Source organism: Acidipila sp. EB88, from assembly GCF_003858395.1.
In the GTDB taxonomy this organism is placed as follows: domain Bacteria; phylum Acidobacteriota; class Terriglobia; order Terriglobales; family Acidobacteriaceae; genus EB88.
The window spans coordinates 1720809-1737446 of record NZ_QWEV01000005.1 but is presented as its reverse complement, the minus strand read 5'-3'; the positions used below and the strand labels follow the sequence as shown (position 1 = coordinate 1737446).

Sequence of the window (16638 nt, the reverse complement as noted above, 5' to 3'; positions counted from 1 at the left end):
TGGTGCAGAGTGTGGCGGGCGGCCAGAGGGAGACGGCAGGTCTGCACGGCATAGCTCAGTATCTTCGCTTGCGGGTTTGGTGGTTGTAAACATGGCCGGTCGTTGGTAGCGGTGAGTTGGCCCGGGCGTGAGGAGGATGGAGTTTTGTGGTGCCCCACAGCTCAGGGGCGAGATGTGGGGCACCCGTTGTGTTTGCCGCTCAGGCTGTGCCAGCAGCAAGACTGCCGGGTGACTCGCCGCGGGGAGGTGGTAATGGCCCTCGCCCGCCTGGGCTGTGCATGAGGATCAGCGAGGTTTTACGGAGACGGACTGGCCTGAGTAGGTCACCTCCTGATCGGCATCTTTGCTTTCAAGCGGTCCGGCGCCGTGGTTGGCGGCGACGAAGACCACGCGGAATTTGCGGGTGGCGACCATGCCTGGGTAGGTGCCGGTGCGGGCGCCGATCGTGAGCTGGCTGGCGGCGTTGTCCCAGTGCATGGGGATGATGGCGTGCTGGCCTTTGGTGTAGGCGTAGGTGTCGCCGGTGTCTTCGTAGAGCTGGAAGTCGCCGTCGGCGCCGCGGTAGACGCGGAGTTCGATGGGGGCATCGGGCTTCTGGTTGGTGTATTCGATTTCGGGTCCCATGGGCAGGATGGAGCCGGCGCGCACGTAGAGCGGGAGTTGATCGAGCGGGGCGTCGGCCTCGACGTACTGGTTGCCGGGCGTGGTGCTGCCGGTCCAGAAGTCGTACCACATAGGCGAGGCGGGCAGGTAAAGGCGCCGCTTCGTGGCGTCCTGCTCAAGCACGGGGCTGACGAGCAACGCGGGCCCGAACATGAACTGGTCGCCGATGTCGCGGACTTTGGGATCGGTGCGCCAGTCCATCACGAGTGGGCGCTGGATGGTGTAGTCGTCATTGGTGACGCGCCACGCGAGCGAGTAGAGGTAGGGCATGAGGCGGTAGCGGAGCTTGTCGTACTTGAGCAGGATGGGCTCGACGCGGTTGTAGGTCCAGAACTCGTTGTGATCGCGGTGGCCGTGGGTGCGGAAGACGGGGCAAAAGGCGCCGTACTCAAACCAGCGGGCGTAGAGGTCCTGGTAGCCGGGCTCGAACTGGGTCTTGCCGGGGTCGGGCTGGTGGTAGCCGCCGATGTCGGTGGTCCAGTAGGGCATGCCGGAAACGGCGAAGTTGAGGCCGGCAGGGACCTGGTGCTGCAGCGCCCAGTAGCTGGAGTAGACATCGCCCGACCAGGTGGTAGCGCCGACGCGCTGCTGGCCCAGGAAGGCGGAGCGGGTGAGGAGATAGACGCGCTTCTGCTGGTTGTCCTGTTTCCAGTGCTCCTGCACGCCGAGCGTATGGAGGAACGGGAAGATGTTGGTGTAGGTCATGCCGTTGCCGATAGCGATGTGCTTGTCGCGCAGGATGGCGTCGCCGAGGTGCGGCCAGTACTCCTCGGGCTCCGCGCTGTCGAGCCAGAAGGCATCCCAGCCCTGCGCGAGCAGCTTGCCGGCGAGGTTTTTCCAGTAGAAGTCGCGGGCGGCGGGATTGGTGGAGTCGTAGACGTGCGCGTCGGGCACGTCAAAGTGCTGTGCGTGCAGCTGCTGGTAGTTGGTGGAGGTGGGATCGAACAGGCCCCAGACCGAGATCATGGCGTGGATGTGTTCATCGTGGAGTTTTTTCAGGTCGCCGGGAACGTCGTGGTAGTTGTCGTTGAAGACGGGATCGCCCTCTTTCTTCCACCAGAACCAGTCCTGCACGATGGCATCGAGCGGTATGTGCTCGGCACGGTAGCGATTGGCGACGCTGACGATCTCTTCCGTGGAAATGTAACGGTCTTTGGACTGAAAGAGGCCGTAGGCCCAGGCGGGGAGCAGGGGCGTGTGGCCGGTGAGGTTGCGGTACTGGTGGATGACCTGGTCCATCTCGGGGCCGAGGATCAGGTAGTAGTCGATGGCGTTGACGGCGTTGGAGGTGAAGGAGAACTCGAGCGGGAAGCGGTTGTCGGCGTAGGAGAAGGCGGCAGTGTTCCACAGGATGCCGTAGCCCCTGGTGGAGACGAGAAAGGGGATGGCGACATCAGTGTTGTTCTGCGCGAGCTCGACGGTGTTGCCGCGATAGTTGAAGACGCCGCCCTGGTGCTGGCCGAGGCCGTAGAGACCCTCGGTCGCGTCGGGCGAGAAGCGGGCCTGAACTTCGAAGGTGTTGTCGCCGTTGACTTCGCGCGGCTTGTAGGTGCGCGGGAGGTTGCGGCCTTCCTTGAGCAGGGTGGTGCCGTCGGCGAGGGTGTAGGTGAGGATGCCATCAGCAAGCTTGAGCGTGAGGTGCACGGCGCTGGTGGAAAGAGTCACGGCTTCGGGCGTGGTGTCGACGGTGAAGTGTGCGCCGGGGCAGGACTCGGCCGGAGGCAGGATCCAGGGCTTGGCACCGACGTCGCTGGAGCCGGGCACGGCGTGCGAGACGAAATGCAGTACGGAGTCGCGGCAGACGGTGACTTCGATCGACTCGGCGGAGGAGTTGGCGGTGAAGCCGGTGGCGGTTTGCTGAATGGTGAGCTTTGGTGGGGTGGGCGGCGCGCCGGGAAGCTGCGCTTGTGCGCTTGCGGTGGCGAGCAAGAAGAGTGCGGGGCCGAGGGTGCCGCGCTGCAGAAGCGTCGTGAGCGAGCGGTGGCGCGAGGTGAAGCGGGAGACCGGCATGCTGTGTCCTTTAGCGAGGAAGTGACTGATGTTGAGGGGGGTGCTGCCGCGTCAGGGTTGCGGAGCGGGCGACGGAGCGGCGGGCGCCTGGTGCGTGGCTTCGAGGTATTGCACGTAGCCGAGCAGCGCGCCCCAGTGGTAGAAGCGGTCACTGTTGGAGACGTCATCGCCGGTGCCGAGCGTGGCGTTGTAGTTTTCGTGCACGTGCCCGTGGTCGCGCCACTCTTTCAGGAAGAGGTCGTAGGACTTTTGTGCAAGGGCCGCGCGGGCTGCGGGTTCGTTGTAGTTGGCGAGGCCGAGATAGACGAGGTAGTTGAGGGGCCCCCAGATGCGGCCGCGCCAATAGTCCTGATCGGGGAAAGCGGGGTCGTTGCGCGCGATGGAAGGCAGCACCCACGCACCCCAGAACTCCTGCGGGTTGAGCAGGTGTTGCGTGATCATGGCGTGAGCCTGGGCAGGCGTGGCGGTGCGCGAGAGCAGGGGGTAGAAGTTGGTGGGCGAGAGGCGGTGGCTCGGCTGCGCGGTGCGCAGGTCTTTGTTGAGAAAGATCCCGTCGGCGGGGCTCCACAGGGTCTGGAGTGCGCGGGTGTAGCGCGTGCTCCGCTCGCGCAGGGCGCGGGCATCCTGGGGGCGGTGTAACTCGTCTGCGATGGTGGCGAGGGCGTCGCAGTCGGCGATGTACATGCTCATAAGGCCGACGTCGGCGAAGGCGAGCACATGTTTATCGGCGTCGTATGCGGCGGTGTCGTACATGGGGCTGTTGTCGAGGCCGGACTCGAGGATGGCGCCTTTGCCGGTGCCGCGTGAGTTGTCGTCGAGGTTGCCGGGCGGGTTGTTGCCGTCGCTGCCCCAGGCGAGATAGCCCTGGATGTCGCGATGGTCGGCCCACCACTGGTTCCACTTGAGCAGGGCGGGGAAGCACTGCTCTAAAAACCAGAGGTCGTGAAATTTGCGATAGAGGCCGAGGACCGTGATGGCGCCGACCGGGGGCTCGGAGCGATCGAAGCTTTTCCAGTTGCCGCCGCGGGCATAGTTGGGGACGAAGCCCTGGTCGGTGGACTCGCGCAGGGTCTCGATGGTGTCGGCGTAGGCGAGATCGCGGTCGCCGGTCGAAGCCATGGTGGCGGCGAAGAAGGTGTCCCAATCGAAGAGCACGTAACCGCCCCAGTCAACGCTCCAGATGCGACTGACGGGTGAGATGACGCGTTGCGCCTCGGGCTCGTAGATGGTGTCCCAGCCGAGCGTGGTCTGGATCGCGTCGGTGATGGGCTGCGTATCTGGGTCGACAGTGAGGGAGCGGGTATAAGCGTTGTGTTGCTGCTCGAGAATGGCGCGTGCCTCGGCGAGTGAGCGCGGCTGGCCGGTGCTGATGACGATGGGCTGGTTAAAGTCGGCGGCGAAATAGGGCGAGGTGACGGGGAGGGTTGCGCTTGGTTTTGCTACTGTCGCTTTGGTCGTTACAGATTGATCCTGTGCGGCGCAGCTGCAATAGACGCGGATCTCCTTCGAAGGGGTGCGTGCGGCGAGGTAGGTCGGAGTTTTTGTGATGGTACCGGGCTGGTTCCAGAGCAGATCGACCGATATGGCGAGCGTGGGCGGAAGGGCCGTGGTGGTGCCAGAGGGGAGCGGCGTTGCGACGAGCACGAGATCCTGCGGGCCGGAGTGGGCGCTTTCGACGCGCCAGTTGTGGCCGTGCCAGGTGACGCTGAGATCAGTGTAGGCGCCGTCCCAGGCGTGCGGGCCGGGGACAACCTGTTCTGCGTGCGGATCAAGACGGCCGATCAGCGTGTCGCCGAGGAAGGCTTCGCCGGACTCGGTGGTGTTGTGCTTGAGGCCGAGGTGAATGGCGATGCCATCGGGAAGCAGCACGTGCGTGGTGACGCTGTGGACGTCCCAGGTGTTCCAACCCTGCGCGAGGCGTTGTTGCAGCTGCAGATACTGCGGCGACAGGGGGAAAGTGGCGGCGCGGGGCAGGGTGCTGGCCTGCGAAGGCGGCGTGTCCGGGCGCGGCCTGGAGGTAGTAGCGGGCTGCTGGGCCACCGACTGGGTAGCGGCTATACCGGGGGTTATGCCGGCGATGAGCGCCAGGGTAAACAGGTGTGGAAAAACGGCGAATCTGGCGGCAGCATGCATACGTTCATCCGCGCATGTGGCATTCGTGGGAGGGGCAAGATTGCGAAGCGGTGCGCGCCGGAGTGGTTGCTGCCGGCGCGCAGGCTTGCCTGTTGGAGCTTACGCGGGTTTAGAAGTTGCCGCGTATGTGGATCTGGACGCTGCGACCGCCTGTGTACCGTTGCAGTTCTGTCGTGGATTGACCGAACTGCGAGGACGAAAGATCGGAGGTGACGCCAGTAAGGTTAACGCGGTTGAAGAGGTTATAGGCCTCGGCCTTGGCTTCAAGGTTGAGCCGGTTACCGCCGAACCACTTGGTCGTGAACAGCTTGGCCATGGTGAAGTCGAAGTTGTTGTAACCGGGCTGGTCATAGGTATTGCGGCCCAAATTGCCCTCGGTGCCGAGTGCAGGTGTGGGGAAGGCAGAGGCCGGGAAGAGGCCGGTGCGGAACTTGGAGCGGGACTGGCCGGACAGGTGGGGTCCAAAGCTGGGCGTGTTGGGCACGTCGTAGTTGGAACCGTCTGCGTTGTAGTCGCCGCCAGTGTTTGCGATGACCTGGCCAGCAGCGTTGAAGACCGGATTGAAGCCCGCACCGTTGTAGACGGTGAAGGGAAGACCGGTGTGGAAGAGCCAGAGACCACCGGCCTGCCAGCCGCCGAGGATGTTTTTCTCAATGCGGTTGGAGAAGTGGTTGGGCAACGTCCAGGTACCGTCAGTCGAGAATTGCTGATGGATGTCGAAGTCGGCGCGACCGTACTGGGCGTTGAGGTTGCCGTTGAGGATCTGCTGGGTGCTGGTGGTGATGGCGCCGCCATCGAGGGAGCCCGAGTTACTGAAGGTGTCGAGTGCCTTGCCGATCGTGTAGATACCGCGAATGGCGAAGCCGTGCGAGATGAGGCGGGTAAGGGTAGCGGAACCGTAGTGGCCGACAGAGTTGCCATCGGATGAGCCGTAGGTGATGGCGCCGAAGTTGGGGTTGAGGCGCGTGAGCACGCCCTTGTTAACGACGAGATCGCCGCTGAACCGGTTGGCATCCTGGTTAAAGACAGGCAGGTGATGCGCAGTGGAGGCGGAGTAGTTGATCTCCATGATGAGGTTGCTGGCGAACTGGTGCTGCACGCTCAGCGACCACTGCTGGACCTGTGTCAGCTTGTAGTCGGGCGAGTAGCCGCCGACGTTGGCGCGCTGACCCGTGATACCACCGCTGGCATTGAGGGTGACGTTGGCGGTGTTCACTACCGGACAGGCCTCGGTGAAGCCAACCGGCGCGGAGCAGAGCTGGAAGGTCGGCGTGGGCTGACCCTGGTACACGCTGATGGAGGGCGAGTAGTAGTTGGGCAGGTTGCCGGCGGTGATGTCAGTGACGTGGATGTACGGGGGTTGATCGGCAAACACACCATAGCCGCCGCGCAGCGCGGTGCGCCCGTTCCCGAACAGGTCATACGAGAAGCCGACACGTGGCGTGAGATCCCAGATGCTGTGGTCGAGCACATGCGTGTTGGGTGCGAGGTTTACAGTGCCGCTAGCCACGCTGGCGTTGTAGTCGCCGGTACCCAGGTTGAAGTTGGTGAGCGATGGGCTCAGCACCGCGAAGAAGTTCTGCATGCTGTCGTAGCGCAGACCGCCGTTCAGCGTGAGGCGCGGCGTGACCTTCCAGTCGTCCTGCACGAAGATGCCGGTTACGAGGGCGCGGTAGCGCCGATTGTAGGGGGCTTCCTCGTGGGTCAAGAGGCTGACCGGCGTAGCGCTCTGCGAGGTGGCTTCGTCCTGCACGAAGTCGAGGATGTTGTTGAAGTTGTAAGTGGGGCGATCGAAGGCGCCACTCTGCGAATCAACTTCGCGAATGTTGTCCTGCTGAAAGCCGAATTTGATGGTCTGCGTCTTGACGGTGGCGCTGAGCACATCGCGCCAGCCGACGGTCGTCTGGGTGAAATTGCCGGGGCCCCAGTTGGCGAAGCCGGTAAGGCCGGTGACGTTGATGAAGGGGATGGCGTCGCCGGGGGTCGGGAGATCCGAACCGAAGGGACGGATCATGTTGGCACCCGCCTCGTTGAGCAGGTGGGAGTTGAAGGTGTGGGTCCAGTCGATGTTGGCGAAGTCAGAGCTGTTGGCCTGGTCGTAGTTCAGGTAGGCACGGGGCGTGGCGCTGACCGAGGTATCGTAGGTGCGCATGAACTCGGCATACACACGGTCATTGAGGCCGATGTAGTCGTCACCACGCACGCTGTACTGGTAGGCATTCTTTGGAACGGAGTAGCTGATGTTGGCGGTACCGAGGATCGGCAGGTTAGCCGGCAGGTTAGCCGGCAGCGGGAAGTAGCTGGGCGTCTGGGCGATGACCTGGCTGGCGGTCAGCAGGCCCGTGGTGGGATACACCAGAGGCGGCGCAAGCGCGAGTATCTGGGTGGCGAGGTTGTTGGGAAGGTTGGCGGCTGCCCACTGGTCAAAGGCCTGCGTTTCCACGGTATAGGCGCTGGCACTGACGGCACTGGAGCGCAGCACGTCGATGGCCCCGTAGAAGAACAGCTTGTTCTTGAAGATGGGACCACCGGCGGTGAGGCCCATCTCCTGACGCTTGAAGGTCGGCACGGTGCTCTGGAACTCGGTGCGCGTGGTCAGGTTGTTGTTAAGGAAGTAATAGTCGCCGGTGCCGTGGAACTTGTTGGAACCGGACTTGGTGAAAACGTCGACCGTGGCGCCACCGTTTCGACCCTTGCCGGCGTCGAAGTTGTTGGCCAGGATGCTGATGGAGTCGACGATCTCGGGATTGGGCGAGATCGAGGTGCCGCCGGCACGCGAGGGCGTGTCAGTGTAAGCGTTGTCAATCTGGTAGCCGTTCTCTTCCTGACGAAGACCGGCTGCGTTGATATTGATCGCGTACTCGTTCGTGAAGTTATCGGTGGAGTTGGTGCCGCTGCCCGTGACGCCGGGCGTGAGGCTGGTCAGACCATAAACGTTCTGGCCGCCGAGCGGGGTAACGCTGACCGTCTCCTGCGAGATGACCGAGCCAGTGGCGGCAGCTGAAAGGTTCAGGGAGGCCTGAGGCGCGGAGACGATGACCTCGGTGGTCGCGGCCGAACCAATTTTAAGTACCGGCTCGAGGTTGCGGATCTCGCCGACCTGAAGGGTGAGGTTGTTTTCTTTGAACGCGTCGAAGCCCGCTCCACTGATCTGGATGGTGTAGTTGGAAGCGGCAATGGCGTCGATGCGGAAGTAGCCGGAGTCGCTGGTGGTTGCGGTCTTGGTTACGCCGAGGCGGGTGTCCGTGATGGAGACCTGGGCGCCGGAAACAACGGCACCAGAACTGTCGTGCACCGTGCCCTCGATACCGCTGGAGAACTGGGCGAAAGCGGCCGTCCCTCCAAGCAAAAGAAAGAGGAAAAGGGCAGCAGTTCTTGCGATGAAGCGGAAGCGGATCATGTATGGCTCTCCGAGAAAGTCGATGGTACGAAAACGTTTACTGCCTATGTTTACTGGTAAGTCATCAATCAAAAGTTTGAGTCGCGAAAGTAAAGCCCGTCGACTCGGCGAGAACTGTAGGGAGGCTCAAACAGGGATGTCAACAGGAATGTGCATTTTTTTAGTTACGGCTTGAGAGGTGCGTCAAGCCTGAGCGCGGGCGACGCGAGAGCGGCGGACGGAGGGCAAAGCCGACATTGGATTCGCCCGAGTTGGAGGCGCGGGCGAGGTGCGCGGCCCAGTGCGTCCTGCTGCGTGTGGGTGGGCCGTATTTCGGGAGTAACCCCGTGAGGCGCAAGCCCGTTGGCACGAGGTGGCTTGCGGGGCAGGCAGGCATCGCGGCGACATCTTGCTGGTGATCGGTTGGGCTTAGTAATCGGTTAGGGTGCCGGGGCGCCCGGAGGCGCGGAGGCGGTGCTGCCGGCCTCGACGATGCGGTAGCGGAGGCGCCTGGTTTCGTCTTCGCGGGCGTGCTGGTGCTGCTCGGCGACGCGGCCTGCCAGCTCGCGCACGGTGGCGGTGTCGCCCACCTGACGGGAGGCGAGAAGCAGACGGTAGGTGGCGGCTTCATCCGAGGGGTCGATGGCGAGTGCCGCGCGGCATTGCGCCACGGCGGCAGCGGGGTTGCTGTTGAGCATGTCGATCTTGGCGAGCAGGTTGCGACCGGGCAGGAAGCCAGGGCTGAGGCGGACGGCTTTGGCGGCGGCGTCCTTTGCCTCGGTGAAGGCGGGGGTGCCGGGCTTTGCGCCGCTGTCGGCGAGCAGGCGGGCGACGAGGAAGTTGAGCTGCGGGTCCTCGGGGTGGGCCTGGAGGGCTGCGCGGGCGGTGGCGAGGGCCTGCTCGGGGTGGTCGGCCTGGGCCTGGATGATGCCGACACCATAGGATGCGGTGCCGTGCTGCCGGTCGAGCAGTTCGGCGGAGTGGAAGTCGGCTTCGGCGTGAGCGTAGTCGCCCTTGCCGCCGTAAAGCATGCCGCGCGCAAGGAACAGGGAGTAGCTGGTGGGCAGGCGGGTGAGTCCGGAAGAAACCATGTCGATGCCGGCCTGGTAGGACTCGTGCAGCATGCAGAGCTCGGCGAAGCGGACGTAGGAGTCGGGGAGTCGAGGGTCGAGCACGATGGCGCGGCGCAGCAGGGCAACGGACTGCGGGGTGTCGCCGTCCGCTTCGGCGGTGTCGGAGGCGAGCGTGAGGGTGTCGAGGTCAGTGGTGGAGTCGAGCACGGGCGCGAGGGTGGCGAGGGCGGCTTTGTTTTGCCCGACGTGCGCCTGGCTCAGCGCCTGGTCGTAGAGGATGCCGGGGTTGGAGGGGAGCAGGGTGGCGGCGCGCGCGAAGACAGTGGCGGCCTCTGCGTAGTTGCCGGTGGAGAAGAGACAGCCGCCGTAGCGGGTGAGCGAGTCGGGGTGGGTGTTGAGGCTGTCGGAAAGGGCGCGGAAGTTGGGGATGGCAGCAGGGCAGTCGTTGGCACGGGCCTGCTCGAGTGCGAGCATCTCGCGGGCGGTGTTGTCGCCAGGGGCAGCCTTGAGGATCTGCAGGAGCACGGGAATGGCTTCGGGCCTGTGCGCGGAGGTGAGGATCTGGGCCTCGGCCCTGAGCGCGGGCGGGAAACCGGGGGTGATGCGCAGCGCGGCGTGGAGCGCCGTGAGGGCGTGGGGGGTGTCGCCCTTGAGGGAGTAGGCGACGCCCTGGACGGTGGGAAAACGCGGGTCCGCGGGGTACTGGCGGGTGTCGCGGGTGAGCTCGGCGATAGCCGCGTCGTACTGGCCTTGATGGACGAGGGCGGTTGCGGACTTCAGAGCGGCGTCGGGGAGTTCCGCAGCAGGCGCGGGTAGTGCGAGTGCCGCGGCAAGGGCGGCAGGAAGGAAGCACCGGCGGAGGATGGGTCGAGACAGGCGGGTGCGGACAAGTTGTGTCCGCGCACTGCCCTGTGCGTTTGCTGCCGGCATCGTTCGGGAATCGTAGCAGATGGGTGGGTGTGGTGGTGCGGGCGGGTGGTTCCTGATCACGACTGCTGGGTGGGTCGATCAAAGCGGGGAGGTCATGGAAGAACTCTACAGCCTGAGGCGTTGCCGGTTTGCGGTGGGAGCTGAGCCCGGGCGGCGGCAGCGGTGGGCACTGGGTCTTCCGGCTGCGATCTCTTTGCAATGCCGGGATGCCCGAGCTATCGACCTGCCAGACTCGCAAGCCCTGGGGGCGTTGCGCCTGCAAGGCAGATAACGCCAGCAGTCCCGCATGGAGCCCTGGTTCGGCTTGCGGAGCACAGCAGTCTCGCTCACTTATGCAGAGACCAGTAGGTAAACCAGGGCCCGAGATAGAGAAAGCAGGCCAGCAGCAGTGCGAGCAGCAAGCCCAGCCTTGGGATCGAGGCCGGGCCCAGCGATTCAACTTGTCGACTTGAAAGTGGATTGGGAACTTTGTTGACAGGATCTTGCATGGCATCCCTTCAGCGCTGTCGATGCTGACCAGCAGGCTAGGAAGCTTGGTATATGCAGGCTAACTGTCCCTCTTAAACCTGCCTGGGCAACACTACGGCTCCAGCATCTGGGCTTGTGTCTCCAAGCGCCGGCTGCGCCAGTAGTGCCCCCATACGATCCACAGGAACTCGGCGTTGCCGATGCAGTAACGACGCCATAGACGACGGGGTTCCTGGGCAAAGCGAAAGAACCATTCCATCCCGATGGACTGCAGCCACAAAGGAGCGCGCCGAAGCTGGCCGGACAGCATTTCAAAGCTCCCGCCTACGCCCACCGCAACGGGAACCCGGAGAAAGCGGAGGTATTCGTCGATAAAGTGTTCCTGCTTTGGAGCACCCAGGCCGACGAAGACGATGTGGGGCTGAGCAGCCTTGATCTCGGACAGTACAGATTGCAGTTGTTCCGGATCGCGCTCGAAGCCGAACGCGGGACAGCACACACCGGCGACGTGCAACCCGGGATTCTCTGCCTTGAGTATGTGCGCCGTGGCATCCGCAGAGCCGGGCTTGCCGCCGAGGAAGAAGACGCGTAGTCCTTGCGCGGCTCCTGCTTTGCAGAGCCTACCTATGAGGTCGACGCCGGGGGTGCGCTGAATGGACTGGTTGGAAAGCCAGCGCGCCGCCAGCGCGATGGAGATGCCGTCTGCGCACAGAAACTCAGCGCGTCTCAAGCATTCGCGGAAAGGTGTTTCCCGGGAAGAGAGCACATAGAACTGCGCATTAATGGTTGCAACGAGGTGTGTGCGTTCCGAGGTAAAGGCCTTCTCGAGAAGGCTGGCGACTAAGGCGTCGCTCGCATATGAATCCACTGAGATATGCCCAATTGCAACACGTTCCATTTGCGTTCGCCTTCATCAGAGCTCAGGGTGCGTCCATACACCGGGAGCCGCAACAGCAGCACCCGTGTGAACCAGCGATTTCGTGCAGTACACCCGTTCATGGAGGAAGCGGACCTGCATCGATCCGGAGGCGCGCGCTTCATCGTCGCTCGCCCAAGATGATGTTCTGTAAAGCTGGGTAATCTTTTTGCCGGGTTTAAGGCACGGCGAAAGTAGCAGGGAGCTTTTTCGAAGGCAAGTACAAACAAGGTAAAAAGGACCATTGAACGCGGCTGCGTGTGAATATTTGCCCCTGGCACAGCCGGGGTTCCCTTTAGCCCTGCACTGGTAACCAGATGGCGGGGCGCGCGCATTACTGTCGCTGTCTCTATCGGTTACTGCGAGTGTGGCCGTTAGCCAGAGTTACAGATAGTCCGAACTGGAAGCAGGCCGAGAAGCTTCCATGGAGCGATCGCCTGCGCTGTTGGTCGCTCGCGCGGTCGCACGCGCTATGCGAAGCCTGCGGCTTGGGCATTTGTGCGGGGAAAGCCCTTGATCAGGAGCAGGAGTCGTGCGTGCTGCCGGGCCGGTAGTGCGGCGAACTAGCGGACTGCCATCGCATTCAACCTGCGGTTTTCACGGAGCAGCAAGGCGCAGGAAGTGATGAAAAGCGTCCATTCCAGTTGCAGGGAGCCGAGAAGAGAGATTTCGTCGATGTTGATGATGACCGTAAGGACCAAGGTAGTGAAGCACCACTCGATGTACGGTGCACCGCCATCGAGCAGGCAGCGCGCGCCCTGTAACAGTCCGCGGACCAATGTGTAGAGCGCCATGCCGAGACCGACCGCGCCGACATCCAGCCACGTCTCCAAGTAACCGCTATGGGCAAAGCCGGGATTCCAAAGAACCTCTGCTGCGATGACCCCGGACTCACCCGTAAGACCTGTCCAGAAACCGTGATAACCCCAACCAAGCAGGGGCTTTTTCATTACAGAACGGAACACAGCCTGCCATATATCCGTACGGCCTGAGAGTGTCGGGTCTTTGCCGATGGCAACGAAAAAAATCGGAAGCAAGCCATACACGGACCACGCCGCCAGACTGCCCACCACCACAATCGTAAGCAGAAGCGCCAGCGCGTCATAGGAACGAAACTTGCGCTGCAACCAGAAGAAGGCCAGCAGGGCGCAGAAGGCGCCGCAGAGAATCCAGCCTGTACGGGATTCTGTCATGTAGACCACGAACAGGCTCAAAGCGACGTAGACGATGCGCCCCAAGGTGTCGAGCGTGCCACGTAGTTTCTGGAAGAAGACCGGGGCTGCCAGAAACACGGTTGCATAGGCGCAGATGTTTTTATGCAGGCAGATGCCTTGCCACGTAACGATGCCGCTGATCTCGCGCTCGATGCCGTACTTGGGGACCAGAAGCGAGAAGAGGATATTGGCGACGAGGAAGAAGCGGCCGAGCAGGACAAGTATCTCCATCTGCTCGTCCGGATCATAGACTGCGACGAAATAGATCGCGAAAAGGGTGTTGATGAGGAGGTATATGCCGCTGCGGAAGGTCTGCACCGGCATCTGCGACCAGAGAGTAGAGGCGATCGCAAGTACTGGCATCGCCAGGAAGATCTTCATGTCGCGCGAGCCCGCGATTACCTTGTCCTTGTTGCGATAGATGAGGTAGAGCAGGGCGGGAAGGAACAGCACGGTTTCGATGATGCGGCGAAGATCGTCGCCCTGGGTGCGAACAATCTCGAGATTCCGTTCATCCGGCGCGAAGCCTGCGTCGGTTTTCACCCCGGGCGTGTCAAAGGAGAAACCGCCGCTGACAGCAAGGAAGAGCAGCCCGAACAGGACAAGGTACGTGAGGGCGTAGCTGGAAAGCGCCTTGCGCGGGGCGCTGATCGGCGTCGCGTCCACGAGGGAGGAAGGATCCTCAAACGCGGCTTGCGACAGTGGCGCGGAGGCCATTAGTGCACCGCGTAGATGGCTGCCGAACCAGCCTGGGCAAGAATGCCTGGAAGGCCGACAGCGACATTGCGCCAGTTGCTGAAAGGCACATAGAGGATGTCATCCGATTCGAGCGGGATGTCAGGCTCCTTGCCCTTGCGCATCGCGTCCAGAGAGATCAGCGTGGTGGAGTGCTGGCCGTCGGCGGTTTTGCGCACCAGGGTTGTGTGGGCAGGGGAAGCGGTGGGGTGAGCGCCACCTGCAAAGGTCAGCGCCTCAAGCGCGGTCAGCGTTCCATGATTGTCCGTCATGGCATAGGCTCCCGGCTTGTCCACGTCGCCAAGCACGTAGACCAGCGCAGCCCGCGCGACGAAGACGGTGTCTCCTGGATATACCAGGATGTTCTGGTTCAGGGCTTTCTCAGCATCGTTCGTGTTCTGGTAGGTAAGCAGGGCTCCCCCCGCATGGCGCTGGATGGTGATCCGGGAGGACGCGACTTCGGTGAGCCCGCCAGCCTGAGCAAGCACCTCCGGGACGGTACGCGGTACCGGGGAGGCAAGCGCCATGGGAGTGTGGACCTGGCCCAGGACAAAGATGCTCTGCGTTGCAAACTGGTCCACCGCCACCGTGACATGCGGGTGCAAGAGGAAGCCGCCCGTCAGCAGGCGCGTCTCAATCAAGGAGGCGGCCTCGCCCGGCGTCAGTCCCTGGACGGACACCGTGCCGGCGAGAAGCGCGGGGATAGTCCCGGCGTTGGTGACGCGTACATGCTGCTCAAGCTCCGGCTTCTGAAAGACCAGGATGTGCAACTCGTCGCCCGGCCCGATCAGCAAAGAAGCAGGATCCGGCTGCTGCGCGGAAAGCAATGGCGACGCGGATGCAAGGAGCGTCACCAGAAACAAAGCGACAAGGCTCTTATTCACTTTCATCGATATACGTCCCTAACCCTGCGTCTGGGTACTGTAATAGCTATCCGGCTTTCCTGGTACGCCATTCAAAACCAAGCCAAGCCGCGTCGGCGAGGTCGTGGTGAGGAGCCTGATGGCAAGCCGTATTGTGCGGCGACGACCGAAACCGCTGCGAACGACAAAGAGTGAGAAGTCTGCCAGACGGGCAAGCACCAGAGCATCGACGACCGGGATGGCCGGGGAGCCGTCCAGCAGAATGACCTCGTAGCGCTGCCGCCATTCGTGCAGCAGTTGTTCCATGCGTACGGACTCAAGCAGGTCGGCGGGGAACGGAGGGATGGGGCCGGCTGGCAGAACGTCGATTTGTGCGTTGAGCGGGAAAGCACGGATGGCGCTCGGAGCAGCCTGGTCGGCCAACATGGTGGAAAGGCCTTCTGCTCCATCCAGGCCGAAGCGCTTGCCGTGCACCGGCCGTCGCATGTCAGCCTCGACCACAAGCACCTTGCGCCCTTGTTGAGCGAACGCGGCGGCAAGGTTGAGCGCTACCGTGGTCTTGCCTTCGCCGGTGCTGGCACTGGAAAGGGCAATTACCTGGGGAGGCTTGCCGCTATGAGCAAGCAGCAGGGCAGAGCGCAGGAGGCGGATGGCCTCGGAATAGGGGCCCTTTGGGTTCGCGAGGGTCTCGACCGTGCCTTCACCAGTTGATGCCCGGGCATAGCCCTGCAAGCGCGGGAGGCTTGCCAGGAGCGGAACGTCGACGAGCTGTTCCAGATTGGACGCAGTCTGAACACTGTCGTCAAAGCCTTCAAGAACGAAGGCAAGAAGGCAGCCAAGAACGAGACCGGCCCCGGCAGCGCCCGCCACGATGATGGAGCGTTTGGGCTTGGATGGAACGGCTGGCGTCCGCGCCTTGTCAACGACCGTGATGTTCGACGAGTGCATCCCTTCGAGGATGCCCGCTTCCTTGAGCCTGCGAAGAAGATCCTCATACAGCGAGCGGCTCTGCTCTGCTTCCTGCCGGATGATCACGTAATCGATGGTTCGATCGTTGAGGGTATTGGCCGACCGCAGCAGAGCCTCGTGACTTGCACGCGTCTGCTCTTCAGTAATCCTGGCGATCTGGTAGTCCGACGCGGCGCGTTGCGCGATGCGTGCTGTCTCGGATTGAATGGACTGCCGGATGGACTTGAGGGATGCCTCAAGCGCGATCAGGTCGGGGTACTGCGGGCCGTACTCGCTGCGCGCTTTTCCCAGCGCCTGCTCCGTGGCCGACTCTTCCGAGCGCAGACCCTGAAGCAGCGAGAGCGAATTCGCAACTCCTGGCGAAGCATTCGCCATGGTGGTGCCGCTCAGGTTGGAGATGGCCTCGGGGTCGCCACTCTGCACGACGTCGTTGATTGCGCCCTTGAGTACGCGGTTTGACTGAGCCTGCGCGAGGGCGGTGGTGGATTGTTGCAACTGGTCGAGAGTGGAGCTGTAGCTTTGTCCCTTGCCTTGCGCATCCACGTCGCCGGTGGAGAAGATACCGGTCTGCTTTTGCATGGCGACGACCTTGGCCTGCAGTTCTTCATTCTGCTTTCGCAAGTCTGCCAGTTGATCGCTGAGCCAGGCCGAGGTAGCGGCCGTTGCCTGATAGCGGTTCTGAAAGGTGTACTCGATCAGGTCCTGCACCAGCAGATTGACGACCGCGGCTGCCCGAGCCGGATCGCGATCGACATAGCTCACGTTGACGAGTTTTGTGCCAACGATCGGCAGCACCGCCAGGTTGCGGCGAAACACGGCGATGGCGTGGGCAGTCCGCGCAGGCGAGGTTTCGATGGAAGGTCCGCTGCCTTTTGGCGGGATACCAGCCATCCTGTATTCCGGCGTGTGCTCGAGATCGAGCGCGCGGATCACCTGCAGCGCAAGTGTTTCGGACTGCAATATGTTTGCCTGCGTCTGGATGTCGACGCCGCTCTCAAGAGCATCCGAACCGGTGACCGCGCCACCAGCGAGGTTGTCGAGATTGAGCGCATCCGCGCTCTGCTTCTGGACCTGCACCTGGCTGGTCGCCTGATAGTAGCGAGGGCTTATAAGGCAGAACAGAAGAGAAAGGACGATGAGGCCAAAAAAGATACCGAAGATGAGACGTGCCCGACGCTTGAGTACAAGCCAGATATCAAGCAGCGTTAGCGTGCCTTGAGCATGCGGAGCTATCCCTTGTGACAAGCACGTATCCTTATGTTAAGTGTAGATTCCATTACAAAGC

At 62.6% G+C, this 16638-nt stretch carries 8 protein-coding genes; all 8 read right to left on the bottom strand.

What is annotated here, in order from left to right:
- Positions 1-285: 285 nt before the first annotated feature.
- Positions 286-2673 carry a TIM-barrel domain-containing protein gene (locus D1Y84_RS07925; RefSeq protein WP_124848034.1) on the bottom strand — a complete coding sequence of 796 codons (2388 nt, stop codon included), beginning with the start codon at positions 2671-2673 and terminating at the stop codon, positions 286-288.
- Between the two features lie 51 nt (positions 2674-2724).
- Positions 2725-4806: a trehalase family glycosidase gene (locus D1Y84_RS07920; protein ID WP_124848033.1), complete on the bottom strand. Its 2082-nt coding sequence runs from the start codon at positions 4804-4806 to the stop codon at positions 2725-2727.
- Between the two features lie 109 nt (positions 4807-4915).
- The gene (locus D1Y84_RS07915) at positions 4916-8206 is read right to left on the bottom strand and encodes a TonB-dependent receptor (RefSeq protein ID WP_124848032.1); all 3291 of its coding nucleotides are present in this window, start codon (positions 8204-8206) and stop codon (positions 4916-4918) included.
- A 419-nt stretch (positions 8207-8625) separates the two neighbouring features.
- Positions 8626-10188 (bottom strand): tetratricopeptide repeat protein, encoded by a 1563-nt coding sequence (locus tag D1Y84_RS18660; protein WP_124848031.1) that lies wholly within the window; start codon positions 10186-10188, stop codon positions 8626-8628.
- A 580-nt stretch (positions 10189-10768) separates the two neighbouring features.
- Positions 10769-11554, bottom strand: coding sequence for a WecB/TagA/CpsF family glycosyltransferase (locus D1Y84_RS07905; protein WP_124848030.1), 786 nt, complete (start codon positions 11552-11554; stop codon positions 10769-10771).
- Between the two features lie 581 nt (positions 11555-12135).
- Complete coding sequence (locus D1Y84_RS07900) at positions 12136-13452, bottom strand: O-antigen ligase (RefSeq protein ID WP_158615378.1); 1317 nt, start codon at positions 13450-13452, stop codon at positions 12136-12138.
- A gap of 50 nt (positions 13453-13502) precedes the next feature.
- A complete protein-coding gene (locus tag D1Y84_RS07895; protein WP_124848028.1) occupies positions 13503-14411 on the bottom strand; it encodes a polysaccharide biosynthesis/export family protein in 909 nt (302 codons plus the stop codon).
- A 12-nt stretch (positions 14412-14423) separates the two neighbouring features.
- Entirely contained in the window at positions 14424-16598 is a 2175-nt protein-coding gene (locus D1Y84_RS07890; RefSeq protein ID WP_124848027.1) for a polysaccharide biosynthesis tyrosine autokinase, read from the bottom strand.
- Positions 16599-16638 lie beyond the last annotated feature (40 nt).